Source organism: Tildeniella sp., from assembly GCF_059505325.1.
Window position 1 is genome coordinate 96607 of the sequence record NZ_JCACKI010000009.1, and the last position, 24358, is coordinate 120964.

Here is a 24358-nt window from a genome sequence, read left to right on the forward strand (position 1 = left end):
ACGATAGAAAGTTGACCGTGATGATACTCGCTCCCTACACGAATGCACGATTATTTTTCGCAGGGCACTCAAAGAAGGAGTTTGTAGCGGTTTAGAGTCACGCTAAAACGACTCAAAGGGCTTAAATTCTTCCTTTGAAAACGAGTCCATTCCAGGTTTTAACAGGAAAATAGAAGCAGTAGAAACCAGGAAGCAAGACAGTAGCGTTACTTGCAGGCATTGGCGATGATTCTTGAGACGGCTGATTTACAGGCAATACGGGATTGCTGTCAAGATGACGAGGCGTTTGAGCGGCTTCTGAACCTACTGGTAGAGCGCCAGTTGCTGCAACCGCAGATAGAACCGCGACGTGTAAGGTACGAGGCGATTTTGAGTGCATTGCCCGATCGCGTGTTTTTGAGCAATCGGAACGGTGACACTCTGGATTTTAAAGGTACGCCAGAAGATGCTGAGCACGGGGTTAGTCGTGAAGCGATCGTAGGAACCAACCTCTGTGAGCATTTGTCGCCTGATCTGGCACAAACGATCCTGGATGCGATCGCCCGTACCCTTGACTCCGGCGAACTGCAAACACTTGAGTACCAGCTTCTGAACGACTGGGATACTGGTACAACCGCATTACGAGATTATGAAGTGCGTCTGGTGATCAGCGGTGAAAACGAGGTGCTGGCAATCGAGCGTGATATTACTGAACGCAAACGCGCCGAGGCAGCACTACGCGAATCGGAAGAAAAGTTTTCGATCGCTTTCCGTTCCAGCCCCACCGCCATCACCCTGACAACGCTGCAACCAGCCACTCTATCGCGTGTCATTGATGTCAACGATAGCTTTCTAGACATCACAGGCTATCAGAGAGACGAAATCATTGGACTCACCATTGCAGATTTAAACCTTTGGGTAGACTTAGAAGCGCGTGCCCAAATGTTGCAAATGCTTCAAGCGGCTGGCTCGGTTCATAACCTGGAGATGAACTTTCGCCGCAAATCCGGTGAAGTAGGAGTCGCGCTGCTCTCTGCGGAAATCATTCACCTCAAAGATACTCCTTGCTTGCAGACAGTCACGATCGACATCACCGATCGCAAACGTACAGAAGAAGCGCTCCAAATTAGCGAAGGACGGAACCTTGCCTTTTTGAACGCCATCCCCGACATGATGTTTCGCATCCGTCGAGACGGCATGTACCTCGACTGCAAGGCGGATCAAGAAAGCGATTTTGCCATCTTGCCAAGCAGCATGATCGGCAAAACTGTCTACGAGGTACTCCCCCCAGCCGCCGCCCAACAGCGTATGGATCATATCGAGCGCACGCTAGAAACGGGTGAGATCCAAATTTTTGAATATCAACTGCTAAACCGGGAGGAGCTACGCGATTATGAAGCCCGTTTAGTGGTCAGCGGCAAAGATGAAGTGCTAGCCATTGTGCGTGACATTACGCAGCGAAAACGGGCGATCGCACAGCTTCAAGCAAATGCCGAACGCGATCGCTTGTTGGGACTCATTGCTCTACGCATTCGGCGATCGCTGAACCTGGATCAAATCCTCACAACAACCGTAGCTGAGGTACGTCAATTCTTGAAGGTCGATCGCGTCTTTATCGGTCAAATCGATGCTGCCTGGCAGGGTAAGGTTGTTGCCGAGTCCGCCGCCCCCGCCTGGGGATCAATTCTTACCTGGATTGCAGACGATATCTACCTGCGCGAAATTCGAGCACTCTTTGCTCAAGGACAAGTGCAAGCAATCGACGACACAGCCACCGCAACGCTATCACCCCTTCTTTCAGACTATTACACCCGCTGTCATATCAAAGCTAGTCTTGGTGTACCCATTATTCTAGGCGACGAATTTTTTGGTGTGTTAATCGCTAATCAATGTGAGCAACCGCGTCACTGGACAGCCTTCGAGATTCAGCTGCTAGAACAACTGGCAGTACAAGTAGCGATCGCCATCCAGCAAGCAGAACTGTACCAGCAAGTACAAACCCTTGCCGCCAATCTGGAGCAGCAGGTGCAGGAACGCACAGCCCAGCTTCAGCAAAATATGCAGGAGCTTCAGGAACTCAGCCAAACCAAAGACGACTTCCTGAACGCCGTTTCGCATGACTTACGGACACCTGTCATGGGCACAATGATGGTGCTCAAAAATCTCCAGCAAAAAGCTGGCGACACCGTTGTCATCTCCCGCTCTGTGTTGGAACGGATGATCCAAAGCGGCGATCGTCAGCTCAAGATGATCAATTCGTTGCTAGAGGCTCATTCCAGCGAAGCCTGGGGTATCAACTTAAATTGCGAACGGCTGTCTCTGGGCAATCTAGTACGGGCGATCGTCAACGATCTAGAACCACTGCTAGTCGAGAGTCAGGCAACGTTAGTCAATGAGGTTTCGCCTGATCTGCCACTGGTCACTGCCGATCCAGCGCTAATTCGACGTGTCTTTGAGAATCTCCTCACGAATGCTCTCAAGCACAACCCTCCCGGACTACAAGTGACCCTAGAAGCCGCGATCGAAGATGATTTAATTTGTTGTAGCGTTCGGGATAACGGAGTCGGCATGACTGTTAGCGAATGCGATTCCCTCTTTGAACGGTATGCTCGTGGTACCCGCGCCCGCCGCTCTACCGGAGTCGGCTTGGGTCTCTATCTTTGCCGTCAGATTATTACCGCTCATGGTGGACAAATCGGAGCGACAAGCACGCCAGGTAACGGTGCCACTTTTTGGTTTACGCTGCCGCTAGCACCCTAGTTTTAAGACTGACTCAAACTAAGCCATTAGCCGGAGACAGCTCTAAAAAGCCTCACGCTAGACGCAGAAGTAAGTGGTGACAAACTGCTAGTCTTCAACGCCCACCATAAGATGCTGAAGGGACTCCAATCCTTTCTTAACCCGACGCGAAACCGTCACTGCGCTGATACCTAGTCGATCGGCAGTCTCTTTTTGGGTTAGGTCATGCAGAAAGACAAATTCCAAAATTTCACGAGTCCGGTTTTCTAGCTGTACTAGTGCCTGTTGCAAGCGAAGCTGATCTTCTTGCGCTAGTTGAAAACTCCGGTACTGATTATCTGGCACCAATTCGCCCAGCGACGATGCTCCTTCATCCTCATCACGGACTGGCGCATCTAAGCTGAGCATGGCACGGTTACGGCAAGCTAGCTTGATTTCTTGCCACTCAGACACCCCAATGTTGATCGCCTCTGCAATTTCTGAATCTAGCGGTTGACGTTTCAGCTTGATTTGTAGCTCACGTGCTGCCACCACTGCCTGCCGCTCAAGCTCTTGCCAGCGTCGGGGAATACGTACAGAAGGGCTTTTATCACGCAGGTAATGTTGAATCTCACCCCGAATATAGGGAATGGCAAACGAACTGAAGGCGTGTCCTTTGGATAAATCAAAGCGTTCGATCGCCCGAATCAACCCGATCGAGCCAACCTGTAGCAAATCTTCGTAACACTCTGTGCATTGATGAATCCAGTGGTGTGCCTCTTTTCTGACTAAACCAAAATTGAGTTCGACCAGTTGATTCCGAACCTGAGGAGAAGGGGATTGTTGATAGGTTCGCAGAAGCTGCAAACTCTCGCTTTTCAGTTCATAATTAGCTGTCGTAAGCATGACGAATTTCAGTCGGTAGAGCAAGTGACATCAGGACGATTCAAACTCAGTCTTTTGATTTTCAGCAGGGCGCACTGTTTGCTAAAGCATTGACTGGGGGCATAGGCTTTTTCAAACGACTGGTAACTCGACTAGAAACGCTGAAGTATTCCAGCAAAGAGCGCTAAAACTACTTAGTTCAGTTAAAAGCGGAGTTCTCAGCATAACCAGGTATTGTGCCAACGTCTTACTGGTTACAAACCAACACTACTCGTTCCTGTAGACTGCAGCAACGGCATTCCTACGGATTTGACAATTAAACTAGCTCGATTAAAACCGGGTTTTTACCAGTGACTGGAACATCATGGTCAGGAGGAAGTTAGCACAATTAGCTCACACTCTCAGCAACGTAACCACGGACTCACTAATTCTACGGAAAGGTGTCTAAGCAGAAACTAATTCTTGCAAAATATTACTCAAACGGCTAACTGCAACCTTAATTTACTAAGTAGGGAACTCAGCGTATAGGTATAAAAAAGGGGCTTAAAGCCCCTTAGAAAAAGATAGATAATGGTTGAATTGCAAGAGGTAACGCGATGTGCGACTTTCCTAAAATACCTGCCAAAACTGCCCTCACCCTAGCCCTCTCCCATCGGGAGAGGGAACCGGAACGGTCTGGAAGCCCTTCTCCCTGGGGAGAAGGGTGGGGATGAGGGCGAATTAGTTGCACATCGCGTGAGGTAACATCTTTTGCCTTGCCGTGGAGCAATGGCTGAAGTGTACCAGAGGCTTCACTAATTAGGACTGAGTGATTGTGGCAAGAGTGAAAACGGTTCAGCACAAACACGTAGAGACATTAACAAGTGCGGCAGAAAGGCTTACGCGGCGGTTGGCTCAACGCGGGCATAGAAAAGACCACGAATCCTAATATCGCTTGCTTTTTTGGAACCCATGTCGGTCTCAGAAGGCTGTTCGCTTTCAAATGTACCCGCGATTTCACCCGTCACGTTGTCAACCTTGGCAACCTGAAGCGAAATGTTACCCTTATCAAGCTGGAACTGCTTTGTGTTTTCTTTCGCCAATTCTTCGCCATCCGCTTGACCAGGTAGACCAACCGCGTTGTCGTAACCAGCCGTCAAGCCACGACCTTTAGGATCAAGAAAGTTAGAGGTTCGGTATGAGGGAACCTTAAATACGCCTTCAAAATCGGTCGAGGTGCCAATGCTGCTCAGCCCTGGCTGAGTCGTCGCAACTAGGCTCTTAATGGTGAATAGAAACGGGACACGTTCGCCGCCGGGAAGCTGAACGGTGATGGCTTGGAAGTCAATACCGTCTTCCTCAATGAAGGTAAGGCTGCCGTCAGGATTGACGTTCAGCTTACCCTCTACCGACTCAATGCTTGAGGTGTAGCGGGTCATCAATTTAGCGGAAACGAACTCTGCTTTTTGTCGTTTGTTCGCAGATTCTTCCTTAACAAGAAAATTCGTCGGCTGTAAGCAAAGGGAGGTTAGCGAGTAGGACTTATCAGAATCGATCGGAATCGAGCCACGAGATGTCTCCTCTAGCTGAGGGCAACTGTTAGCCAAGCCTGTACCTCGAATTTGATCGTAGGTGAGAGCTTCTTTAGCAAACGCTGGGCTTGTAGAAAAAGCGGTCAATAGGCTGAAGCAAAGTGCCAGAACTGCAACGGTTAAAGCGCGGTACCTCATGAAAACCTCAATATCGACGTAAACATTTTTTCGCCAGTGTAATCCAAAGCCGGGTTTCAATGGTCTTCGCTCATCAGGCAAAAAGTTTGCCTTCTCAGTAAAGCTGCCAAGAGGCAGTCTTGCCCGAATAAAGCACAGACGCTAATCACCTGAGACAGTGCCTAATTTTTGAAGAGACAAACTGAACCGCGCCTACACTTGACTAAGTTCTCATGTCCCCGGAATGATTTAACAAAGGTTTCACTTTGCATTCTACATGGCAATGTGACCTTTACTTTGGCTTGAACAACAAAATTGGCTTTGCTAGTGCCGCTCACTGGGAGACAGGAGACAAACGGCTATGGAATGTTTTTACCCGCTGTACTGGAGTATCTAAAGCTAAACTCTGTCTAGGTTGTCTGATGGCGTTTATGGGAATCCACTTTGATGAGCAATCGCGATCGCTCTAAGGCAGAAGAGCTTGAGTTTGAATCTAAGCTACAGTCTCTGTGCGACACTATTCGGAATCTCGCCAGCAGTCGTCAGGGAGATAGCTTGGCGTTGCTGTCGTTGCTGAGGATGTTAGAAGGGTTACACCAGGAGATCCGCGACAGCCTCTTTCAAGACTCTCTACCTGACAATCGTCAGGCACTGTACAGCTTATTGAAAGATATTGAAGCATCGGGCGGTTGGCCCTATATCCACCGCATGAAGCTACGATCGCTGCTAAGCAATTTTCAAGATCTCTCAGAGGATGAACTGAGGGCAATTGCCAGCTTAAACCCTACGTCAATTGTCGATGAGACGATCGGCTAAAACGACTCTGTCCTACGGCAGTCTCTCGTGCGTTGTTGAGCAAGCTGATGGGGCATTTGTACTAGCCCGCTGTAAAGCTACTGCCCAGTTTGCCCAATCTCCTGTAGTCAGCGATTCGATTGCTCTTTAACTAGACAACGACAGTTAGACAACGACGAGTTATGCCCCCTTTGCCATAACATCAAAAAGCGCTGGAGGCATTTGCCTCCAGCGCTTGCAAAGAGCAAAGAACACTCGGTAGCATTCTTAGGAATCTTTGTTGGCATTACTGCTTGCCGTTTGAATGTAAAGGATGAGCAGAAAAACTGATGGAACCAAGACAAAAAGGATGCTTGCAATAAACCCTAGATCGTTGACTTGCATAAGACTTGCCTAATTAAATAGCGCTGCATCGATACAAGTAGGATACCACTGTCCGCTCTCCCCGTGCAGGGTGTAAAAGCAGAGATCAGCCATAGCCACTGAGTGCCTTTTGACCCAAGGTTTGGCTACTCACAACGGCAGGATGCTGGTAGAGGCAAGACATCTTTGAAAGGCTACTTAACAGAAGGTTTAGTCTTAACGGTCACGGCACCGTTGACGAGGGCTTGGCAGGCTAAGCGGTAGGTCGCAGGCTTTTTCTTTAACTTGTTTTTTTCCGTTTCGGTGGGCGGTGAAAGGTTTTCCATGCCATCGACAATCTCGACAATGCAGGTACCGCATTGACCATAGCCACCGCAGTTGGTCATTTTTCCAACAAAAGTATAAATGTCGATGCGGTTCTCTATAGCTTTGAGCCTCAGGTTCGCGCCGTTCGCGACGATCACTTCTCGGTCTTCCTTTAAAAATTTGATGGTAGTCATTAACTTAAATTTCCTTTAAGAGAGCAGTGGTGCGGATGAGGAACGAAATGGGATGCGATCGACACACGTCGATCGCATCCCATTTGATCTCCACCCTGACAGAGAAGTCAAGTCAGAGCAGTTCAGCGATCGGCTGAGCAAAAGCTCCTCCAACCAGTCGCTTGCCTTGAAAGGCGACGGTTGCAGATGAATTGTGGATGAATTAAGTCGTCACGAACAGTTAATTGTTGTTTCCCAAAGCGCAACACTGATTTGGCAAACCTAGACAGACGATAGCTGTTACACAAGTTTACAAGAATGCATCGGATTTCCTCAAAACTCTGCCAAATGCATCCTTTGCTTGCAATCGTCTCTCACACTGGTTACACTTCTTTATACGCTTTCATTTTCATAAACATAGCTGGTGGCTTGCGATTCGGCTCCATTCAAGAACCGAACTGGAGACCAGATTGGGGAGTGCAACGCTGAAGTAGCCTTAGACCTGGTACATTTACCAATGTCCGGCGCTTTAATAAAATGTTTAGGAATACGTTGATCTTGAGCTATTCACAAGGAGGAGCGTAGTCAATGGGACTACCCTGGTACCGAGTACACACTGTCCTTATCAATGATCCCGGACGGCTGATTGCAACGCACCTGATGCATACTGCACTGGTGGCAGGCTGGGCTGGTTCGATGGCACTCTACGAATTGGCGATCTTTGACCCTAGCGATCCAGTTCTAAACCCGATCTGGCGACAGGGGATGTTTGTGCTACCGTTCATGGCACGCTTGGGTGTCACTGGTTCTTGGAGCGGCTGGAGCATCACTGGTGAGTCTGATGTTAACACTGGCTTCTGGTCGTTTGAGGGTGTTGCTGCTGCACACATCATTCTTTCCGGTTTGTTGTTCCTAGCTGCCTGTTGGCACTGGGTTTACTGGGATTTGGAACTCTTTAGAGATCCCCGTACTGGTGAGCCTGCACTCGACTTGCCAAAGATGTTTGGCATTCATTTGTTTTTGTCTGGTTTGCTTTGTTTCGGTTTTGGTGCTTTCCACTTGACAGGACTATTTGGTCCTGGCATGTGGGTCTCTGACCCGTATGGTCTGACTGGGAGTGTTCAACCTGTAGCGCCCGAATGGGGTCCAGCAGGTTTCAATCCCTTTAATCCAGGAGGAGTCGTGGCGCATCACATCGCCGCAGGCATTGTTGGCATTATTGCTGGCTTGTTCCACTTGAGCGTACGCCCACCAGAGCGTCTATATAAGGCGTTACGGATGGGAAATATTGAGACAGTGCTGTCTAGCAGCATTGCAGCAGTGTTTTTTGCAGCGTTTATTGTGGCAGGTACGATGTGGTTTGGCAGCGCGACCACTCCGATCGAACTGTTTGGTCCAACTCGTTATCAGTGGGACAGCAGTTTCTTCAAACAGGAAATCGATCGCCGTGTGCAGTCAGGTCTAGCGAGCGGTGCCAGTCTATCGGATGCCTACTCAGCCATTCCTGAGAAGCTAGCGTTCTATGACTACGTGGGCAACAGCCCTGCTAAGGGTGGTTTGTTCCGCACGGGGCAGATGAACAAGGGCGATGGTATTGCTCAATCCTGGCTGGGACATCCAGTTTTCAAAGACAGCGAAGGTCGAGAACTATCGGTTCGTCGCCTGCCTAATTTCTTTGAGAACTTTCCTGTTGTCTTGACTGATAAAGATGGGATCGTCCGGGCAGACATCCCATTCCGCAAGGCGGAGTCGAAATACAGCTTTGAGCAGAATGGTGTGACAGTCAGTTTCTATGGTGGTGAATTAAATGGTCAGACATTTAAAGATCCGGCAACCGTGAAACGGTATGCACGTGCCAATCAGCTAGGTGAACCATTCGTGTTCGATCGCGAAACGCTGAATTCGGACGGTGTATTCCGCACAAGTCCGCGTGGTTGGTTTACCTTTGGTCACGCAGTCTTTGCGTTACTCTTCTTCTTCGGTCATATCTGGCATGGTACTCGCACCATCTTCCGAGATGTCTTTGCGGGTGTTGATCCAGATCTTTCTGAGGAGCAAGTAGAGTGGGGTTTCTTCCAAAAAGTGGGTGATAAGAGCACCCGTCGCAAAGAAGCTGTGTAGGCTTTAGTTGTGTGACACTAGGGAAGGGACGTGCAGCCTGTATCCGCTTTACGCTAGCGTACTGATGGTTCGGCTGTATGCCCTTCTCTAAATGTTGGCTACTTTCTCCGGTTTGGTTGGTAGACTACCCTTAGTAAATGGTTGAGAAATTCTACAATGGAAAGCGTTGCTTACATTTTGATTCTTACGCTGGCGCTCGGTGTGCTCTTTTTCGCGATCGCCTTTCGGGAACCGCCCCGTATTGGTAAGTAGTTCATTTTGAATTGTGACCTACTGGCTTTCCTGCCTGTATGTCAAATTTAAATCCACCGCACAGTCTTTTAGACGCTGGTCTCAAGAAAAATTTATCTGTTCATACGGATAAAAGCGAACATCCCACAGCCCTAGATCTTGAAGCTGTGGGATGTTTTCATTAAGTAGTTAAAATCATTGCGCGATTAAAAAGTGCAACCAGCTCAAGCTTTTTGATTTACGCTCTAGTTTTACGTTTTTACGTTTGTTCCTGAACCATAGCAAACAGCATTCACGGAGTGTCTTTTAACTCACCAAATCTCTCTGTTCGCTCTGCACAGCTGAGTGACTTAACTGAACTCGTTGAGGTTCTTGCCGCTAGTTTTTATCCTCGCAATGGTCTTACGCGTTTGTTTCTCCCTGTCCTTCGGATGGGTGTGTACGAGGATCTGCGCTATCGCCTACGTTCAGCATCAGAGTCGAGCTACGTCTGCCTTGTTGCTACGATGACGTTGTCAAGCGGCAGCCCAAGCCTGGTTGGAACAGTTGAAATCACTTTCCGTTCAACAAGCCCTTTTCAGTTCCGCAGTCTTCCTTACCCTTATCTTTCAAATTTAGCTGTGCAGTTGGAAGCCCGCAGGCAGGGAGTGGCGCAAAAGCTTCTCGATCGATGTGAGGCGATCGCCCTAGATTTAGGCTTTCAAGATTTGTACCTGCATGTATTAGAGGATAACCATCAGGCTAGACAGCTATACGCTAAAGCTGGTTATCAAGCAAAGCAAGCTGATTCTTTTTGGCACTGCTGGTTCCTGAGACAACCCCAGAAGTTGCTTTTGCATAAGCGGTTGACTCGTCCCTTTTAGCAAGACCCTACTTAGCTATCTGACAGCGCCAAGGTTAGTGCTAAGAGCAACGCAACGTATTTGATCGGTTCTCATCGTCTGGAACGAGAGGAGCAGGCTGTTCATAGCCTGACGACAGCAGCTTGCAGAAAATATCAAAAGAGCGTATGTGGTGAGAGCTGTTGTGGACGTTTCTTAAAACGCTACCGATGCAGTGGCAAGCAATGGAATGAACAATGACACTGTCTATGCTCAACGCTTTCCGGCAAAGGTGAAGGCTCTGAAATGGAGAGCCTGTTGTTCGATGCGGTTAGCGAGTCGATCGCAGACCAGATTGCACAATTCAAAAATTAGGTCATCTTTAACGCTGTAATAAGCCAAAGTGCCTTTACTACGTCGATTGAGAATACCTGCCTGCATCATGACCTTCAAATGTTTGGAGACATTGGCTTGGCTAGTGTCAGTCGCCTCGACCAAGTCTTGTACACATTTCTCACCGTCACGGAGCAGGTTGAGAATCCGCAGGCGCATTGGCTCGCCCAGAACGCTGAAGTATTCAGCCACTTGTTGGACAACTTCTTGCGAAGGCTTTGCAGATTTCATGCAATTTAATGTGAGGGGCACTGATCCCCAGATTTTAGCCACTTGACTGCTTTATAGCAATAGAGCGTTTGATGACAGTCCATAATTTATTCAGAATTTCATCATTGTTCAGTAGGTCTGGCGGCTAGTTGGATGACTGTGGCAATTTTAAGCAGTCTACCTTTACTTGGGAAGAGGGGTGACAACCAGAACGACACATCTAAGCTGGATTAATCTGGATTAAGGCGCAGCAGCAGTTGACCATATTCGATCGGTTCGCCATTTTGCACCAGAATTTCTACGACTTCGCCCCCAACGTCTGCTTCCAGTTCGTTCATGAGCTTCATCGCTTCGATAATGCAAACGGTTTGTCCTTTACGAATGCGATCGCCCACTTCAATAAACGGTGGTTCATCAGGGGCAGCAGCACGGTAAAAGGTGCCCACCATTGGCGAAATTACCTCGACCAGTCGGCGATCAGCTTTGCTATCTCGCATCACCTCGCTCGTTAGTGGCTGAGTCTGGATTGGTGGAGTGGTGCTTTCAGGCGTGTACTGGTCAGGCAGTGCCGCATCAGTGTTGCCCAATACCTGCGGAGGGGGAGATGTTTCAGCCTTCAGGCGATCGCTCCCATCCGTATTGAGCCGCTCATTGAGACGGATGCCTCGACGCACGGTTAATTCAAAATCAGCACTTTTTAAGGTTAGTTCTGCGATATCGGTCTGGTTAATCGCTGCCAGAAGTTCGCGGAGTGCATTTATATCCAGTGACACAGTTAATGTAGACCTCAGAAACAAGGGGGTAGAAGCGAAAAAGGGGTCAGTGGCTAAAGACTAAAACGTGTTTTCATCCCTCATTCTTTAGCGTTCTGGTCTACTGCTCTCTTCCCAAATAAGAATCATTGCGGGTATCCACTTTGATGCGCTCTCCAATGGTAATAAAAAGCGGCACCATGATTTGGGCACCCGTTTCGACGATCGCAGGTTTTGTACCACCTGTTGCCGTATCGCCTTTTAGACCCGGATCAGTCTGAGTCACTTCCAGTACGACGGAGTTGGGCAGTTCCACTTCTAGCACCTGTTCGCCCCAGCGGACGACGTTCACTTCCATCCCTTCTTTGAGGTATTTAACGCGATCGCCGATTTGTTTTGCGCTCAGACGTGCCTCATCATACGTCTCCATTTCCATAAAGACGAAGTCATCGCCATCTTTATACGTATGCTGCATGGTGTTCTTTTCCAGGTTTGCCTGGGGCAAGCTTTCACCAGCACGAAACGTACGCTCCATGACGTTCCCACTTTGAACATTTTTGAGCTTGGTGCGTACAAAAGCAGAACCTTTACCAGGCTTGACGTGCAAAAATTCAACGACTCGCCAGACAGATCCGTCTAGCTCAATGCTTACGCCAGATCGAAAGTCATTACTAGAGATCATGAGTATGTGTATCGGGAGAAAATGTTCGGCACCTCATTGTACCGCTCCACGGAGAACCACGCTAAGAAGGCTAACGAATAGGAGAGAGGTGAAGGATGAAATTGAATTAAATCTCTGCCTCTCCGCGTCTCTGCGGTTTCTTACTCTCGTGCCCTTTGCCTTTGTAGTACCCTCTGTGTGGCACTATTAAGTGAGAGCGCTTAATGCTGCCTGTGCAGCGCCCGATCGCCTGCCCTTACATGCAGTTGAGTTGGCAAAAGCGCCCGACCACTACTTGCTAACTTTGAGCAATCTGTACCGAGATATGCAACTAAAAGGTTTTGACCGCTTCAAAGACTGGCTAAAAACGGGAGCAACGCTTCTCCTGATGGTGGCTCTATCGCTAGGTTTGAGTGCTGCGGCTAGCAGACCCACCAACATTATGCCTGCTGGTAATCCGATTACCGATGGCAAAGCGTTACTGCGGTACTCCTTACCGATCGACAATGCGCCTGTGCGCGAATTGCAAGGCAGTCTGGAAGATATTGCCACACAACTGCGGGCAAATCGTCGTTGGGGCGCGATCGCGGGCGATGTCAAGCGCGCTAGCTGGATTTTGCGAGACAAAGAACCAGCCATTCTTGCCAGCATTCCCGCAGCCAAGCAAGCCGAAGCACAGGCACTATTGACTCAAATGAAAGAGGGCATTACGCCTTTGCAAGCGGCGATCGAAGTGAAAGACAAAGAGCAAACGTTTCAACAGCGATCGGAGCTATTAAACCTAGTCGGGCAGCTTGAAGAAAGTATGGTGCAGGCATTCCCTTTTGAAGTGCCCGCCGCTTACAGCAACCTACCGCAGCTTAAAGGGCGTGCCACGATCGAATTTACGACCAACAAAGGCAAGATGACGGCAGTTGTAGACGGCTACAGCGCTCCAGTGACCGCAGGCAACTTCGTTGATTTAGTGCAGCGCGGCTTCTATAACAACCTGCCGTTCACTCGCTCCGAAGAATCTTACGTGTTGCAAATCGGCGATCCGCCTGGAGACGACGTTGGCTTCATCGACCCCAAAACGAAAAAGTATCGAGCCATTCCGCTAGAAGTGCTGGTACAAGGCGATAATGAACCGACTTATGAGATCACTCTAGAGGATGCTGGACGCTACAAAGACCAGCCCGTGCTTCCGTTTTCATCCTACGGTGCGTTGGCAATGGCTCGTCCTGGCGAAGATCCCAACGGTGGTTCATCTCAGTTTTTCTTTTTCCTGTTTGAGCCAGAACTAACGCCAGCCGGACGCAATTTACTAGATGGTCGCTACTCAGTGTTTGGCTACGTCATTGAAGGCAAAGACGTGCTGGAGCAACTGAGAGCCGGAGACAAAATCGAATCAGCAACAGTCATTCAGGGTCTAAACGCCTTGGTGGAGCCGAAGACCGCGTAAGCAAGTGAATGGGATGTTGGAGAGTACAGCACGTCCAAGCCTTGAGGATCTCATTCGGTACACGCATTAAAGTAGAGATAAGGATAGGAGTAGATCTCAGGACAATCGTCCGCAAAGTCTAGTCTTTAGTCTCAAATCCTCTCATACAAGCTATGGCAATTTTTGAGTGGATCTTTCTCGTTGGTTTTGGCGTGCTAGCAGGTGTGTCCGTTACGAACGTCATTCAAAATAGACAGCAGCAGTCTCGTTTAGAACAAGCCTTCTATCAACTACTAGAGGTCGAAAATGGCAATGTGTCGTTGATTCAACTCGCCGCTTCAGCACGAGTCAATGCAGAATTGGCTAAAAGCTATCTCGATACTCAAGTGAAATTCTTTGGAGCCGTGCCCGAAGTCGATGATGATGGTGACGAATTTTATCGCTTTCCAAAGTTGCGCCGCTGGAGCGAACCGGAAGAGTGGCAGTGAGGGTAACAGCGGTCAGCAATTAGCAATTGACGGTCAGCGGTCAGCGGTCAGCGGTCGGCGGTCAGCAACGTGTACGATGGCTGTGATCTATCTACCGCAATATCTGAATGCTGAAAAGCTGAAAGCTGACGGCTGAGAGCCGATCGCCCCATCTTAAAGTGGAAAATCGCGCTTAAAGCTCTCGCGGGTCAGCGGTTGGTCTAGCATCAAACCTTCACCGCCCAGTGTTTCTAGCGGCTTACCGTCTACTGACAGCCAAACCTTTGCGTCTGGGGTCAGGCTCGTTGCGGTGTAGAGTACTTGTCCAACTCTGGCGGTCATTGAGGTGCTGCCGCCGCCGTCCGTGAAGGCTTTTGAGAGATCAAGATGAATGCCGTCGTTTTTAATGGCGAGGCTGCGAAGTTTTGTGTCACGAGGAATAGTCGTGGTGACGGCAGGATCGCTGGGACCCGCAAGCAGTGTGTCGATCGCGGCTGACAGCGTTTCGGTTGAGTTCTCTTTAGTGCTAGACGTTACGGGACTGGGGCTAAGGGCGATCGTGGTACTCGACGCTTTCAACCAGTAAACCTGGAGCGTTTTTGTTTGTGCTGCTGGAGCGGTGCTGGTAGGTGATTGCGTCGTCGTTGGAGCAGAGGCTACGGGTGGTGCTTTTTGCGGCTCTGAAGACCCTTGAGTACGCTCAATTGCATCAGGAGTTTTCTGCGAGGCTTGCCACCCCCACCAGGCGACAGCGCTACCTGTGGCAAGCACTAGGGCTGACAACCCTGCCATGATGCCTAGCGGGAGTTGGCGACGCGATCGTTGGTCTTCCATGTCTGTTCTCCTTACAAATAGCAAGCGATGTGAAGGGGCTTCCTAAGTAACTACAGTCTACTCAGCGCGATTACGGAAACATGGAAATATTTTTAAGTAACGGGCTGAGAGCTAGAGATGAGTTGGGTAGGTTTTGCCTGTAGATAGCACTGTCTGCAAGCTAACGTGACTGTGCTGGAGTGAGTTGGACGAACGCAGCAAGATTAATTTGCTTGGGTGTCACCTGCAATTGCAAAATTCTTGCTGTTGTTTCAGATTTTTCTAGCTGCCTCAAGTCAGACTGTGCGCTGATCCCCTGAGCGATCGATCGCACCACCTGTTCTGGCACCGCTTCATCATTGAGCCTCACCAGCGGATTAATGAGCCGCAACTGCCGCCCTGCAATGATTTCAATACCCGACTCTGCCATGATTTTTAACGTCGCGGGATCACCCGCTTCCTGTAGCTCAGCCTGAATCTGAAGCCGCTGGTTAGCGAGCAAGGCAATGCGAGGATTGAGCAAGGTATACTGCTGGACGCGTTGCCTCGTTGCTCGTTGCCCCAGTGCGTTGATGCCGAGGGACGTGAGACGTTTGAGGACGGTGGGCGATCGCAGCGCTCGATTCAGATCGTCCTGAGTGATGACTAACCGTACTCCTGCTCGGAGCGGTTTTTCCAGGCGTGGTCTCCCGCGTTGCAGCCGACGGGCATCCAGTTGAATTGGATCAGTTTCTAGCTCCAGTGTATCCAGGCGAATGTCTTGAGCGAGAAACAGTCCACGTCCGGCGATTCGCACCCGATCGGCTTTGCCCTGCACAATCTGGTAGCTAGGCGCATTGTCAATGCGGACTTCCAATTGTTCGACAGAGGTAAATTGCTTGCGAATGGCATTTTGGGCAACGCGATCGACCACAAACCCTGCTGGAGCAATCAGTGTGATCAAGCTAGAGAGAAAGATGGTCAGAAATTCCAAAGCTTAGTTCTTCTCCGCAAGCCACTGTTTTAAGGTCGTCACAACATCTTCAAGTGGGATTTCTTGAGCTTCTTTAGTCGCACGTTTGACGACTTCGACCTTGCCTTGCTGGAGCGATCGCCCGGTCACAATCCGGTAGGGAATGCCAATCAGATCCGCGTCTTTGAATTTAACGCCTGCCCGTTCGTTGCGATCGTCCAGCAAGGTTTCAATCCCCGCTTGACTGAGTTCGTCGTAGAGCGTCTCGGCAGCCTGCACCTGCTCGGCTTTGGCGATGTCGGGGATCACCACGATCGCTTGATATGGAGCGATCGCAGTGGTCCACACAATGCCATCTTTGTCATAGGATTGCTCGACCGCCGCTTGCGCCAAACGAGAGACACCGACACCGTAGCAGCCCATCACCAGAGGCTTTTCTTCACCCTGTTCATTGGTATACGTGGCTCCCAGCGCTTGAGAATACCTAGTGCCAAGCTGGAAGATGTGTCCAATTTCGATGCCTCTCGCGGTTTTCAGCGTTTGTATGGGATCGTGGAGGGCGCGATCGCCCGCGATCGCCTTCCGCACATCCACAACAAGCTTAGGCAACTCAAAGTCTGTGCCCCAATTTGCACCCACAATGTGATAGCCAGACTCGTTAGAGCCTGTGACAAAATGCGTCAGTTCAGTAGCGGTCTTATCCACCAACCGCAGGAATTTCGGAGTCACAGGATTGACCGCTACCTGACCCGCTGGCATCGGTTTGGGAGCTTTGATGTAAGAATCGTCTAGATTGGGCGCGATGTAACCCAATGGTAACGGCTTTGTTGCCCACTTTTCCTGAGCCTCTGCATCTGGCACAGTCAACGACAGAACGGTCTGACTGCCGTACTGGTCTGCCAGCTTCGTCAACTCATTTTGCAGCTTGATTTCGTTTACTTCCTGGTCGCCTCGAAGGCTGATCAGCACCAGAACTACCCTACCGCTATCGTAAACTGCCTGGTAAAGGACATTTTTAACGATCGCACTGGGAGAGCATTTGAGTAATTGAGCGAGTTTCGCGATCGTTTCAGTGCCAGGAGTTTCCAACTTCTCATACGTTTTGAAGGGCGATGGTTCTGCATCCGAAGGCAAAGAAACCGCTTTCTCTACGTTGGCAGAATACTTGCCATCGTCAGTGTAAAGGACTTCATCTTCACCAGCGTCTGCCAGCACCATAAATTCCTGGGAGCCAGAGCCACCGATCGCGCCCGAATCGGCATCCACTGCCCGAAATGCCAGACCACAGCGCTGCAAAATATTGCAGTACGCCGTATGCATCTTGTCATACTGCCGCTTGAGTCCTGTTTCATCAGCATCAAACGAGTAGGCATCTTTCATAATGAACTCGCGCCCACGCATCAAACCAAAGCGGGGACGAATTTCGTCCCGAAACTTAGTTTGGATCTGGTAAAGGTTGAGCGGTAACTGGCGGTAGGAGCGAATCATGTCACGGGCGATCGTCGTGATCACCTCTTCGTGCGTTGGTCCCAAGCCCATCTCGCGCTGCTGGCGATCGATGAGCGAAAACATGATGCCGTCCGCTTTTGTGTAAGTATCCCACCGTCCAGATTCGCGCCACAGTTCGGCAGGTTGAAGCTGAGGCAGCAGACATTCTTGTGCCCCTGCCGCTGCCATCTCCTCGCGTACAATCTGCGATACTTTCTGCAAGACTCGCCACATCAGCGGCAGATAGGCATAAACACCACCTGCAATACGCCGAATATAGCCTGCTCGCAACAGCAGCTTATGGCTGGGAATTTCCGCCTCTGCTGGGTCTTCTCGAAGCGTCACAAACAGCATCTGAGACAGTCGCATTGCCGATTTCCTTTTCCGATTCAGTCACCAATCTTTTCAGTTTAGAACATCCTATGTACTGGATTTGTTTCCTTCTGTAGAACCATTACATGCAATCTTACAAATGAACAAAAAAAACCGGCGTTTGCAGCAGGGGTTCATCACACGAGGATAGCGAAATGGGTGGAACCGTTAGCCGCCAAAACCACCAAGTCATCTAAGTAGACGGCACAAAACGCTTGCGTAGCGATTCAGCACGACGGCTGGCGGTAGGGTTTTTCGGTTCTACTTCTAGAACCTGTTCATAAACCTCCAACGCTTGAGCAGCCAGCTGCTTGCGCTCGTACGCATGACCAATGTTGTTGAGCGCTGTGACATAGTTCGGCTCGATTTTGAGTGCTTCCTTATACTGACGGATGGCTAAGTCGTATTGTTCTTGAGAAAAGTAGGCAAAGCCTAGAGCATTGTAAATGGGTGGGCTTTCTGGCTCCTGCAAATCGTCTGCCTTTAGCGCTTTCTGAAAGAGCATAGTGGCTTGAGAATAAATTTTCTTATCTAAATAAATGCTGCCGAGTTCGTAGTACTCCTGAGCAGTGCCTGCCTCTTTAGAAAGCTTCGACTGAAGCTTCGCAAGCGCTAGTTCTACCTTGCGTGTCTTCAAGATTTGGCTTAAAACTGCCCAGCCAGCCAGCGATAGCAACACCAGCAATAAGGAAACATAAACGATCGGAAATGAGGTGTTCATATCGGATTGTAGAGCGATCGTATAACAGTCAAAAGCAGCATCACATCTACTTTACCGCAAAAAGGTGTGCGGCAAGAGAGGCTGTGACTTAGCGGCAACTGATCTTTTGTGAAGCGGCAGTACGACTCATCTAACTAGGGTAGTCCCCAGTAAGTAGCGCGTTCTCGTAGCCAGTCCTCGGCTGTCCAACGAGCAATGATTTGATTGATCCGTGAGTGTAAATCAGTATATTGCAACCCTTTTGGCATCACAATGCACAGTGGCTCTGCCGAAAGGGTCGGCGTGAGCAGGCGATAAGACGGAAACTCCTGTACCCATCCAGTTAAGACGCTGGCATCCCCTGCGAAGGCGATCGCGTCGCCCTTTTCAAGCAACGTGTGGGCAGCATCGTAGGAGGACACGCTGATAAGATTGGCTTCGGGCAAGCGATAACGAAGGGTTGCAATGGTACTGGAGCCATCCAGCACTGCGATCGTGCGCTTGCCAACGTCAGCCATACGCTGTACTGAGGCATCACGAGTGACAAGGGCAGTGCCATCCAGATAATACGGGACGCTCAAGCTAACCAGGCGCGATCGCAAGGATGTGCCAGTCACATGGGCGATTGTAATGTCGACTTTGCCGCCCAACACGGCAGCAAGACGATCCGGGTTGCTGACAGTCTGAAGCTCAAGAGCGTCTTTTCGTCCCAGTAGCTCCTGTGCCAGCCGCTGGGCAATGTCAATTTCTAACCCCTGAAGCTGACCGCCGTTTGCTCGAAAACCTAGAGGACGAAGATCGGCTTTAACTGCCACAATCAAACGCCCGCGCTGCTGAATCGTTTGCAGATCCGCTGCCACGCAAAGTGGGATCACTGAAAACAGTGACCCCACAACGCCAAAGCCTAAAATACCGCTAAAAAGCGTAGACAGTTTCATCGTCATGCCAGCAGCAAAATCTATCTCAGGCTGCCTTCTTTACCGCTTGGCTCACGACTTCTACAACCTTGCTAAAACCAGCCGGATCAAGAATTGCCATCTGTGACAGCATTTTGCGGTTGATTTGAATATTTACCTTCTTGAGACTACCCATGAACTGGCTGTAGCTCAAGCCGTGCTGACGCGAAGCCGCATTAATGCGGGTAATCCAGAGGCGACGAAAATCGCGCTTCCGTTTACGACGGTCGCGGTAGGCATTTCGCAGTGCCTTCATGACCTGCTGATTTGCTGTGCGGAACAGCCGAGAGTGCGATCCCCGGAACCCTTTCGCCAGCTTCAGAATCTTTTTGCGGCGCTTGCGAGCGACATTGCCGCGCTTTACCCGTGTCATCGTTACAAAGTCCTTGAGGTTCTAAATCTTAAACTGGCGGTCTGAATTTGAGCGACAGTCGAGCTAAACAGCTTAACTCAACACGAGTCACTCAATCTTAAAGATAAGGAAGCATCAGGCGAACGTTCGCCTCATCCCGTTCGTTGACGACCGCTACGCCTGCAAGCCGTCTCTTGCGAGAAGCGCTTTTGTGCTCAAGCAGGTGACTTCTGAACGTTTTGCGGCGCATGATTTTCCCAGTTCCGCTGGCTCTCAGGCGCTTAGCGGCTGCTTTGCGAGATTTTAGCTTTGGCATGGGTCGCTTTAATTAACACAGTCTCCCATCGTACTATCCACAGGGCAGAAAGTGCAAGCTTATTGTGAGAGTATTTCGTAATCGACATCACGGCTCCTCAGACTTTGCTGACGCAGACCAGATGTAGTCAGCAATTTGGCGATCGCGCCGAATCTCTGGTACATCAGCATTCAGTAGGAGCGAAATCTGAGTGAGCGGTGTGCGCGATCGGATTCCCTGAACTCGTCGAGCAACCCGCTTTGGAATGCCGTCTCCGTAAAGAATGTGTCCCTGACCGACCAGAACGACCACGAGTGTTCCTGGCTGTTGTTGCAGCGTTTGGGCGATGCGTTCAGCCATCGTTTCGTCCCAAAGCACTTGTGCCTGAAAGAATCGCTCCAAATTGACGCTCGCGCTGCCACTATGATCAGCATGAATTTGTTGGATGCGATCGCGATACGCCTGCGGACCGAGAACGACTGCCGATGGAGGGGGAATGAAACGTCGTTCGATTAACGTCAGACTCTCCAGCCCGGTGCGAGCGGTTTTACGAGTAACCTCTGTGGGAGTGTTGAGTGCAACAACAGGCAACTGGTTGCTTTGGGCGAAACGGAGAATCGGTACGTAGTAGTTCCAGGGGTAGCCCCAGCGTTTTTGATACTGACTCTGGGCTTGCAGTTCCGCCTCTGTGAGCGCACCTGCTAAGTAGCGATTTAAGACCGATTGATAGGGGCGCTGAAACATTTCCATACCGATCGCCAGTTTGGGTCGCAACCGCTGCAATGCCTGAATGATTTCAAGCTGTGCCTGATGGTCGGCAGGGCGATCGTGAGTTTCGCCTAAGTAAACTACGTCTGCTTGCGCTAGCTTCTGGAGCACGATCGCCGGGTCTTCTTGTTGCTGTTGGCGAAGATTGAACGCGACGAGTGCAACGTTCTTAGTAACAAGCGGTGCAGCTACAGTTGGCAGTGTACACAGTATAAAAAGGCTCAGAAACCACGCTACAAATTGGGTGCTTTGATTCGTTAGCATTGCGAATTTTTTAGTCAGAATTTAATCTTGAAATTTAGTGGTCAAATGGCTTTTAGACTTCCACACATTGAGTCTGGTGTCCGCTTATGCAGCCGATCTCTGTCCGTCTTGAGTGCAGATGTAGCCATTCGTAACAGGTGCTCAAGCATTTCTACGCAAGCAACATTAACTAATCCTAATTAAAAGTAAATAATCGTAACTGAGTCGTTGTTTTCTGATACCTACGTACAGCATACTGATTCCAATTTCCAAGTAGGACTCAACCATGCCCCCAAAGTAGAGTCCGATATGTGTGCTCTCTCTGTACTGATTGGCTGGTTTAATCATGATGAGTTTGGATAAGAAAATGGCTCCTTCGGCTGCATCCACTTCGACGCAATCTCAGTCTCTTGACGCTAAAAACTCCATTGCAGAGTCGAAACTTGGAAAAACGCCAACCAAAATTTCGTCTTTAGCAGCGCTCTGGGCAAAGAATTACATTATCTCTGTGACCACCCGTGATGAGGCAGAGCGACTTCGCAAAAGTGCTGATTTAGCCGAGATTGCGTCACAGGAAGGGCGCGTTCGTACAGCCAATCATTTGAAGCAAAACCTGAAGTTAGCCAGTGCCCAGGCATGGTCGTTGACCGAAAACCTCCTAGCCGAAGAAGTCCGTCGTCATGGCATTGATCTAAACGTAATTAATCCTTGGCAAATTGCGGCTGATTCTCATGCGTTGTTTGAGAAAGCGTTGGTTGCCTATGGCGATCGCGTCACCCCTCGTCGCCTGTCGGTGCTGGTTGGCGGCGAGTTTGGGCGAGTGCGGCAGAAGTATACAGCGGATGATCCACGGGCGATCGGCTTCGTCAGTATGCAGTTTCACTACACCGGACAAACGCTGCTCGAAAGCCTCTCATCGGCAGAGCGACTACTGCTAGAACCTTACTTCAAAGTGATGGATGACCATTTATATATGCCGCTTCGGGCTGCTTATGAAGCGGCTGGCAATCATCCACAAACGTCTCCAGCTCTACGAAGCGTGCAGCACCTATTGCCAATCAGCACCCGGATTGCCCAGGAAGTCTGTAGGCAAGCGTGTCGTCAATCTCCTAACTATGCGACCTACAGCGGATTACTCAGTTCCCCACAGGTAAGAACGTCCAGCATCCGTGATGTGGAGATGTTTCAGGTCTACCTCTGCTTGTGTGTGCTGGAAGATAGCATCGAGTCTGTACAGCGTGAGTTGTTTCCTCTCTGCGCCATGCTGTATCCACGCTTGAAAGTAAGTTGGAGGCTTGTCCAGGAGATGCTACAGGCGATCGGCTGGGAAATGCACGATCGTCTTTCACCCAATGACGTAGCAATTTTTCTACCCTACTTGGGCGCACTCACAGAAATGTTCTCTAATGAAGTCTTTCAAAGTGCTTAGAGTCTGTCGGGAAGTAAGGTCAGCGGTCAGCGGTTAGCGGTCAGCGGTCAGCGGTCAGCGGTCAGCGGTCAGCGGTTAGAGCGGTCAGCGGTCAGCGGTCAGCGGTCAGCGTAGGATGCCAGCAGCCAGTGGATACGACCTAGCTTTCTGGGTTACATCTAGTAACGTTGGAATAGCTGATAGCTGATAGCTGATAGCTGATAGCTGATAGCTGATAGCTGATAGCTAATAGCTGATAGCTGATAGCTAATAGCTGATAGCTACCCCAGCGGTGCAGTTATTTTTCTACAAGCTTTTAGCCTCTCTACCTATGTTGCTCGGTCTTGATCTAGGTACGGGGTCGGCGAAAGCGCTGCTGTTGGCGATCGATGGCACGGTCATTGCTGAAGCTTCTCATGCCTACAAGGTACAAGCACCACAGCCAGGATGGGCGGAGACGCATCCAGCCGCATGGTGGGAAGCAGTAGCGATCGCGGTCAGCACAGTCATGCAGAATCAGGGCGACTGTATGCCAGACGATCATGTGGAGGCGATCGGGCTTTCGGGTCAAATGCATGGCGTGGTGCTGACGGATGCGAAGGGTGAACCGCTGCGTCCTGCCATTCTCTGGGCAGACACGCGATCGAGCCACGCACTCGATCGTTACCGTGCGCTGTCTCCCACATTGCAGAAACAGCTTGCTAACCCCGTGACGACAGGGATGGCAGGTGCAACCTTGCTGTGGTTACAGGCGCAGGAACCAGACGTTTATGCAACGGCTCGTTGGGCGCTTCAACCCAAAGACTGGCTACGCTTGCAATTGACTGGAGCGGTCGCTGCTGAGGCATCGGATGCGTCTGGAACGCTGCTTTACGATGTATTGCATGATTGCTGGGCGATCGATGTTTTAGATGCACTGCATCTTCGTTCTGATTGGTTGCCAACCCTGATACCCTCCACCTGTATTGCAGGAACCCTAACCGCTGTCGCTGCCGCACATCTCGGCTTGCGATCGGGGTTGCCCGTCATTGCAGGCGCGGCTGATACGGCGGCTGCCATGTTGGGTAGTGGTCTTTTAACGTCAGGCACTATGCAGCTAACCGTCGGTTCTGGAGCGCAGATTGTTACGCCACGATCGCAGCCGATCGCCGATTCACCGATTCGCACACATCTGTATCGCACTGCACTTCCTGACCAGTGGTATACCCTCGCCGCCATGCAAAACGCAGGACTGGCACTGGAATGGGTGCGCCACCTTTTGGATTTGAGCTGGCAGCAGGTGTACGCTGACACTTTTAACGTTGTTCCTGGCTGCGAAGGGCTGACGTTCTTGCCCTACTTTACGGGCGAACGAACGCCTCACCTCGATCCGAATGCGCGCGGTGCATGGGTTGGGTTGGGCTTGCATCACACTCGATCGCACCTGATGCGATCAGCGCTTGAAGGCGTTGCGTTTGCGATTAAGCAGGGACTGGAGGCGATCGCTGCTACAGGTAGCAACGTTACCGAACTACGACTGGCAGGCGGCGGCACTCTAGAACCTGTTTGGCGGCAATTGCTTGCGGATGTTCTGCAAGTACCGCTGTATGGCGTGACGGTTTCCGCTGCCTCCGCTCGTGGTGCTGCGATTCTGGCAGGTATGGGGAGTGGCATCTATGCCGATGTGCAAGCGCTGCCTCAGGTGCCAATCCAGCCCAACCCTGTGATGCCACGATCGCCCGATGCCAATCTTATGGCTGCCTGGGAGCGCTTTCAGTCTCTCTACCCTCACCTGCACGAATGGCGCGATCGTTGGCGCTAGAGGTAAAAACTCAGTTTCTTGCAAGAGGTTACAGGAACGTCTTAACAAATTGCTCCAGAAATCGGGTTTTTGATCACCTCTTTCAAGCTCCAGGCGCGACCCTCCGAGTTCTAAGCTCAACGCTCTCAGTTCTGATGTCAATGTTCCGAGTTCTAAGCTGCATTCACAGAGTTCTAAGCTCGACTTTATCCAATTAGGCAGCGTAGCACAATAGGCTGAAACAGCAG

Annotated in this window: 25 protein-coding genes; 10 read left to right on the top strand and 15 right to left on the bottom strand. The window is 50.3% G+C overall.

The features are described from left to right. The first annotated feature begins 225 nt into the window (after positions 1 to 225). Positions 226 to 2739 carry a PAS domain-containing sensor histidine kinase gene (locus AC5JO6_RS04435; RefSeq protein WP_496079833.1) on the top strand — a complete coding sequence of 838 codons (2514 nt, stop codon included), beginning with the start codon at positions 226 to 228 and terminating at the stop codon, positions 2737 to 2739. Positions 2740 to 2826: 87 nt separating this feature from the next. On the opposite strand, the gene AC5JO6_RS04440 is transcribed toward AC5JO6_RS04435, so the two are convergent. Together AC5JO6_RS04440 and AC5JO6_RS04445 are read right to left on the bottom strand one after the other, a co-directional pair. Next, positions 2827 to 3603, bottom strand: coding sequence for an RNA polymerase sigma factor SigF (locus AC5JO6_RS04440; RefSeq protein WP_496079834.1), 777 nt, complete (start codon positions 3601 to 3603; stop codon positions 2827 to 2829). A gap of 857 nt (positions 3604 to 4460) precedes the next feature. Continuing rightward, on the bottom strand, positions 4461 to 5291 hold the full coding sequence (locus AC5JO6_RS04445) for a photosystem II manganese-stabilizing polypeptide (RefSeq protein WP_496079835.1): 831 nt from the start codon (positions 5289 to 5291) through the stop codon (positions 4461 to 4463). A gap of 245 nt (positions 5292 to 5536) precedes the next feature. Here AC5JO6_RS04445 and AC5JO6_RS04450 point away from each other — a divergent pair, with 245 nt between their 5' ends. Both AC5JO6_RS04450 and AC5JO6_RS04455 read left to right on the top strand, forming a co-directional pair. Next, positions 5537 to 5740, top strand: coding sequence for a hypothetical protein (locus AC5JO6_RS04450; RefSeq protein WP_496079836.1), 204 nt, complete (start codon positions 5537 to 5539; stop codon positions 5738 to 5740). Continuing rightward, on the top strand, positions 5718 to 6086 hold the full coding sequence (locus tag AC5JO6_RS04455) for a hypothetical protein (protein ID WP_496079837.1): 369 nt from the start codon (positions 5718 to 5720) through the stop codon (positions 6084 to 6086). The genes AC5JO6_RS04450 and AC5JO6_RS04455 overlap by 23 nt, the downstream gene beginning before the upstream one ends. A 246-nt stretch (positions 6087 to 6332) precedes the next feature. Here AC5JO6_RS04455 and psbM read toward each other — a convergent pair whose 3' ends face one another. Together psbM and AC5JO6_RS04465 are read right to left on the bottom strand one after the other, a co-directional pair. Next, positions 6333 to 6449 carry a photosystem II reaction center protein PsbM gene (psbM, locus tag AC5JO6_RS04460; protein ID WP_496069592.1) on the bottom strand — a complete coding sequence of 39 codons (117 nt, stop codon included), beginning with the start codon at positions 6447 to 6449 and terminating at the stop codon, positions 6333 to 6335. Between the two features lie 173 nt (positions 6450 to 6622). Beyond that, the gene (locus AC5JO6_RS04465) at positions 6623 to 6928 is read right to left on the bottom strand and encodes a 2Fe-2S iron-sulfur cluster-binding protein (protein WP_496079838.1); all 306 of its coding nucleotides are present in this window, start codon (positions 6926 to 6928) and stop codon (positions 6623 to 6625) included. Positions 6929 to 7495: 567 nt separating this feature from the next. Between AC5JO6_RS04465 and psbB the strand changes: the two genes are divergently transcribed. From psbB to AC5JO6_RS04480, 3 genes are all read left to right on the top strand, one after another. Further along, positions 7496 to 9028 (top strand): photosystem II chlorophyll-binding protein CP47, encoded by a 1533-nt coding sequence (gene psbB / locus AC5JO6_RS04470; protein ID WP_496079839.1) that lies wholly within the window; start codon positions 7496 to 7498, stop codon positions 9026 to 9028. Positions 9029 to 9184: 156 nt separating this feature from the next. Then, positions 9185 to 9280, top strand: a complete 96-nt coding sequence (locus AC5JO6_RS04475; RefSeq protein ID WP_075600934.1) for a photosystem II reaction center protein T — start codon at positions 9185 to 9187, stop codon at positions 9278 to 9280. A gap of 410 nt (positions 9281 to 9690) precedes the next feature. Continuing rightward, a complete protein-coding gene (locus tag AC5JO6_RS04480) occupies positions 9691 to 10122 on the top strand; it encodes a GNAT family N-acetyltransferase (protein WP_496079860.1) in 432 nt (143 codons plus the stop codon). 231 nt (positions 10123 to 10353) lie between these two features. Here AC5JO6_RS04480 and AC5JO6_RS04485 read toward each other — a convergent pair whose 3' ends face one another. From AC5JO6_RS04485 to efp, 3 genes are all read right to left on the bottom strand, one after another. Then, complete coding sequence (locus AC5JO6_RS04485; RefSeq protein ID WP_496079840.1) at positions 10354 to 10704, bottom strand: ArsR/SmtB family transcription factor; 351 nt, start codon at positions 10702 to 10704, stop codon at positions 10354 to 10356. A 209-nt stretch (positions 10705 to 10913) separates the two neighbouring features. Continuing rightward, on the bottom strand, positions 10914 to 11456 hold the full coding sequence (accB, locus tag AC5JO6_RS04490; RefSeq protein WP_496079841.1) for an acetyl-CoA carboxylase biotin carboxyl carrier protein: 543 nt from the start codon (positions 11454 to 11456) through the stop codon (positions 10914 to 10916). A 100-nt stretch (positions 11457 to 11556) separates the two neighbouring features. Next, positions 11557 to 12117, bottom strand: a complete 561-nt coding sequence (gene efp / locus AC5JO6_RS04495; protein ID WP_496079842.1) for an elongation factor P — start codon at positions 12115 to 12117, stop codon at positions 11557 to 11559. Between the two features lie 304 nt (positions 12118 to 12421). Between efp and AC5JO6_RS04500 the strand changes: the two genes are divergently transcribed. Both AC5JO6_RS04500 and AC5JO6_RS04505 read left to right on the top strand, forming a co-directional pair. Continuing rightward, positions 12422 to 13537, top strand: coding sequence for a peptidylprolyl isomerase (locus AC5JO6_RS04500; RefSeq protein WP_496079861.1), 1116 nt, complete (start codon positions 12422 to 12424; stop codon positions 13535 to 13537). Between the two features lie 152 nt (positions 13538 to 13689). Then, positions 13690 to 14004, top strand: coding sequence for a hypothetical protein (locus AC5JO6_RS04505; protein WP_496079843.1), 315 nt, complete (start codon positions 13690 to 13692; stop codon positions 14002 to 14004). A 153-nt stretch (positions 14005 to 14157) separates the two neighbouring features. Here AC5JO6_RS04505 and AC5JO6_RS04510 read toward each other — a convergent pair whose 3' ends face one another. From AC5JO6_RS04510 to AC5JO6_RS04545, 8 genes are all read right to left on the bottom strand, one after another. Continuing rightward, a complete protein-coding gene (locus tag AC5JO6_RS04510; RefSeq protein WP_496079844.1) occupies positions 14158 to 14817 on the bottom strand; it encodes a GerMN domain-containing protein in 660 nt (219 codons plus the stop codon). A gap of 160 nt (positions 14818 to 14977) precedes the next feature. Then, a complete protein-coding gene (locus AC5JO6_RS04515) occupies positions 14978 to 15769 on the bottom strand; it encodes an LmeA family phospholipid-binding protein (protein ID WP_496079845.1) in 792 nt (263 codons plus the stop codon). 3 nt (positions 15770 to 15772) lie between these two features. Beyond that, entirely contained in the window at positions 15773 to 17605 is a 1833-nt protein-coding gene (locus AC5JO6_RS04520) for a proline--tRNA ligase (RefSeq protein WP_496079846.1), read from the bottom strand. Positions 17606 to 17801: 196 nt separating this feature from the next. After that, the gene (locus AC5JO6_RS04525; protein WP_496079847.1) at positions 17802 to 18329 is read right to left on the bottom strand and encodes a tetratricopeptide repeat protein; all 528 of its coding nucleotides are present in this window, start codon (positions 18327 to 18329) and stop codon (positions 17802 to 17804) included. 134 nt (positions 18330 to 18463) lie between these two features. Beyond that, positions 18464 to 19252: a transporter substrate-binding domain-containing protein gene (locus AC5JO6_RS04530; protein WP_496079848.1), complete on the bottom strand. Its 789-nt coding sequence runs from the start codon at positions 19250 to 19252 to the stop codon at positions 18464 to 18466. A 19-nt stretch (positions 19253 to 19271) separates the two neighbouring features. Then, positions 19272 to 19637, bottom strand: coding sequence for a 50S ribosomal protein L20 (gene rplT / locus AC5JO6_RS04535; RefSeq protein WP_496079849.1), 366 nt, complete (start codon positions 19635 to 19637; stop codon positions 19272 to 19274). Positions 19638 to 19734: 97 nt separating this feature from the next. Beyond that, a complete protein-coding gene (rpmI, locus tag AC5JO6_RS04540) occupies positions 19735 to 19932 on the bottom strand; it encodes a 50S ribosomal protein L35 (protein ID WP_496079850.1) in 198 nt (65 codons plus the stop codon). A gap of 87 nt (positions 19933 to 20019) precedes the next feature. Beyond that, entirely contained in the window at positions 20020 to 20943 is a 924-nt protein-coding gene (locus tag AC5JO6_RS04545) for a ChaN family lipoprotein (protein WP_496079851.1), read from the bottom strand. A gap of 346 nt (positions 20944 to 21289) precedes the next feature. Between AC5JO6_RS04545 and AC5JO6_RS04550 the strand changes: the two genes are divergently transcribed. Together AC5JO6_RS04550 and xylB are read left to right on the top strand one after the other, a co-directional pair. Continuing rightward, positions 21290 to 22351 carry a hypothetical protein gene (locus AC5JO6_RS04550; RefSeq protein ID WP_496079852.1) on the top strand — a complete coding sequence of 354 codons (1062 nt, stop codon included), beginning with the start codon at positions 21290 to 21292 and terminating at the stop codon, positions 22349 to 22351. Positions 22352 to 22661: 310 nt separating this feature from the next. Next, complete coding sequence (xylB, locus tag AC5JO6_RS04555) at positions 22662 to 24131, top strand: xylulokinase (protein WP_496079853.1); 1470 nt, start codon at positions 22662 to 22664, stop codon at positions 24129 to 24131. Positions 24132 to 24358: the final 227 nt, after the last annotated feature.

Coding starts and splice junctions, on each gene's coding strand:
- AC5JO6_RS04435 (WP_496079833.1), top strand. CDS start 226: ATGATTCTTGAGACGGCTGATTTACAGGCAATACGGGATTGCTGTCAA.
- AC5JO6_RS04440 (WP_496079834.1), bottom strand. CDS start 3,603: ATGCTTACGACAGCTAATTATGAACTGAAAAGCGAGAGTTTGCAGCTT.
- AC5JO6_RS04445 (WP_496079835.1), bottom strand. CDS start 5,291: ATGAGGTACCGCGCTTTAACCGTTGCAGTTCTGGCACTTTGCTTCAGC.
- AC5JO6_RS04455 (WP_496079837.1), top strand. CDS start 5,718: ATGAGCAATCGCGATCGCTCTAAGGCAGAAGAGCTTGAGTTTGAATCT.
- psbM (WP_496069592.1), bottom strand. CDS start 6,449: ATGCAAGTCAACGATCTAGGGTTTATTGCAAGCATCCTTTTTGTCTTG.
- AC5JO6_RS04465 (WP_496079838.1), bottom strand. CDS start 6,928: ATGACTACCATCAAATTTTTAAAGGAAGACCGAGAAGTGATCGTCGCG.
- psbB (WP_496079839.1), top strand. CDS start 7,496: ATGGGACTACCCTGGTACCGAGTACACACTGTCCTTATCAATGATCCC.
- AC5JO6_RS04475 (WP_075600934.1), top strand. CDS start 9,185: ATGGAAAGCGTTGCTTACATTTTGATTCTTACGCTGGCGCTCGGTGTG.
- AC5JO6_RS04480 (WP_496079860.1), top strand. CDS start 9,691: ATGGGTGTGTACGAGGATCTGCGCTATCGCCTACGTTCAGCATCAGAG.
- AC5JO6_RS04485 (WP_496079840.1), bottom strand. CDS start 10,704: ATGAAATCTGCAAAGCCTTCGCAAGAAGTTGTCCAACAAGTGGCTGAA.
- efp (WP_496079842.1), bottom strand. CDS start 12,117: ATGATCTCTAGTAATGACTTTCGATCTGGCGTAAGCATTGAGCTAGAC.
- AC5JO6_RS04500 (WP_496079861.1), top strand. CDS start 12,422: ATGCAACTAAAAGGTTTTGACCGCTTCAAAGACTGGCTAAAAACGGGA.
- AC5JO6_RS04505 (WP_496079843.1), top strand. CDS start 13,690: ATGGCAATTTTTGAGTGGATCTTTCTCGTTGGTTTTGGCGTGCTAGCA.
- AC5JO6_RS04510 (WP_496079844.1), bottom strand. CDS start 14,817: ATGGAAGACCAACGATCGCGTCGCCAACTCCCGCTAGGCATCATGGCA.
- AC5JO6_RS04520 (WP_496079846.1), bottom strand. CDS start 17,605: ATGCGACTGTCTCAGATGCTGTTTGTGACGCTTCGAGAAGACCCAGCA.
- AC5JO6_RS04525 (WP_496079847.1), bottom strand. CDS start 18,329: ATGAACACCTCATTTCCGATCGTTTATGTTTCCTTATTGCTGGTGTTG.
- AC5JO6_RS04530 (WP_496079848.1), bottom strand. CDS start 19,252: ATGACGATGAAACTGTCTACGCTTTTTAGCGGTATTTTAGGCTTTGGC.
- rplT (WP_496079849.1), bottom strand. CDS start 19,637: ATGACACGGGTAAAGCGCGGCAATGTCGCTCGCAAGCGCCGCAAAAAG.
- rpmI (WP_496079850.1), bottom strand. CDS start 19,932: ATGCCAAAGCTAAAATCTCGCAAAGCAGCCGCTAAGCGCCTGAGAGCC.
- AC5JO6_RS04545 (WP_496079851.1), bottom strand. CDS start 20,943: ATGCTAACGAATCAAAGCACCCAATTTGTAGCGTGGTTTCTGAGCCTT.
- AC5JO6_RS04550 (WP_496079852.1), top strand. CDS start 21,290: ATGGCTCCTTCGGCTGCATCCACTTCGACGCAATCTCAGTCTCTTGAC.
- xylB (WP_496079853.1), top strand. CDS start 22,662: ATGTTGCTCGGTCTTGATCTAGGTACGGGGTCGGCGAAAGCGCTGCTG.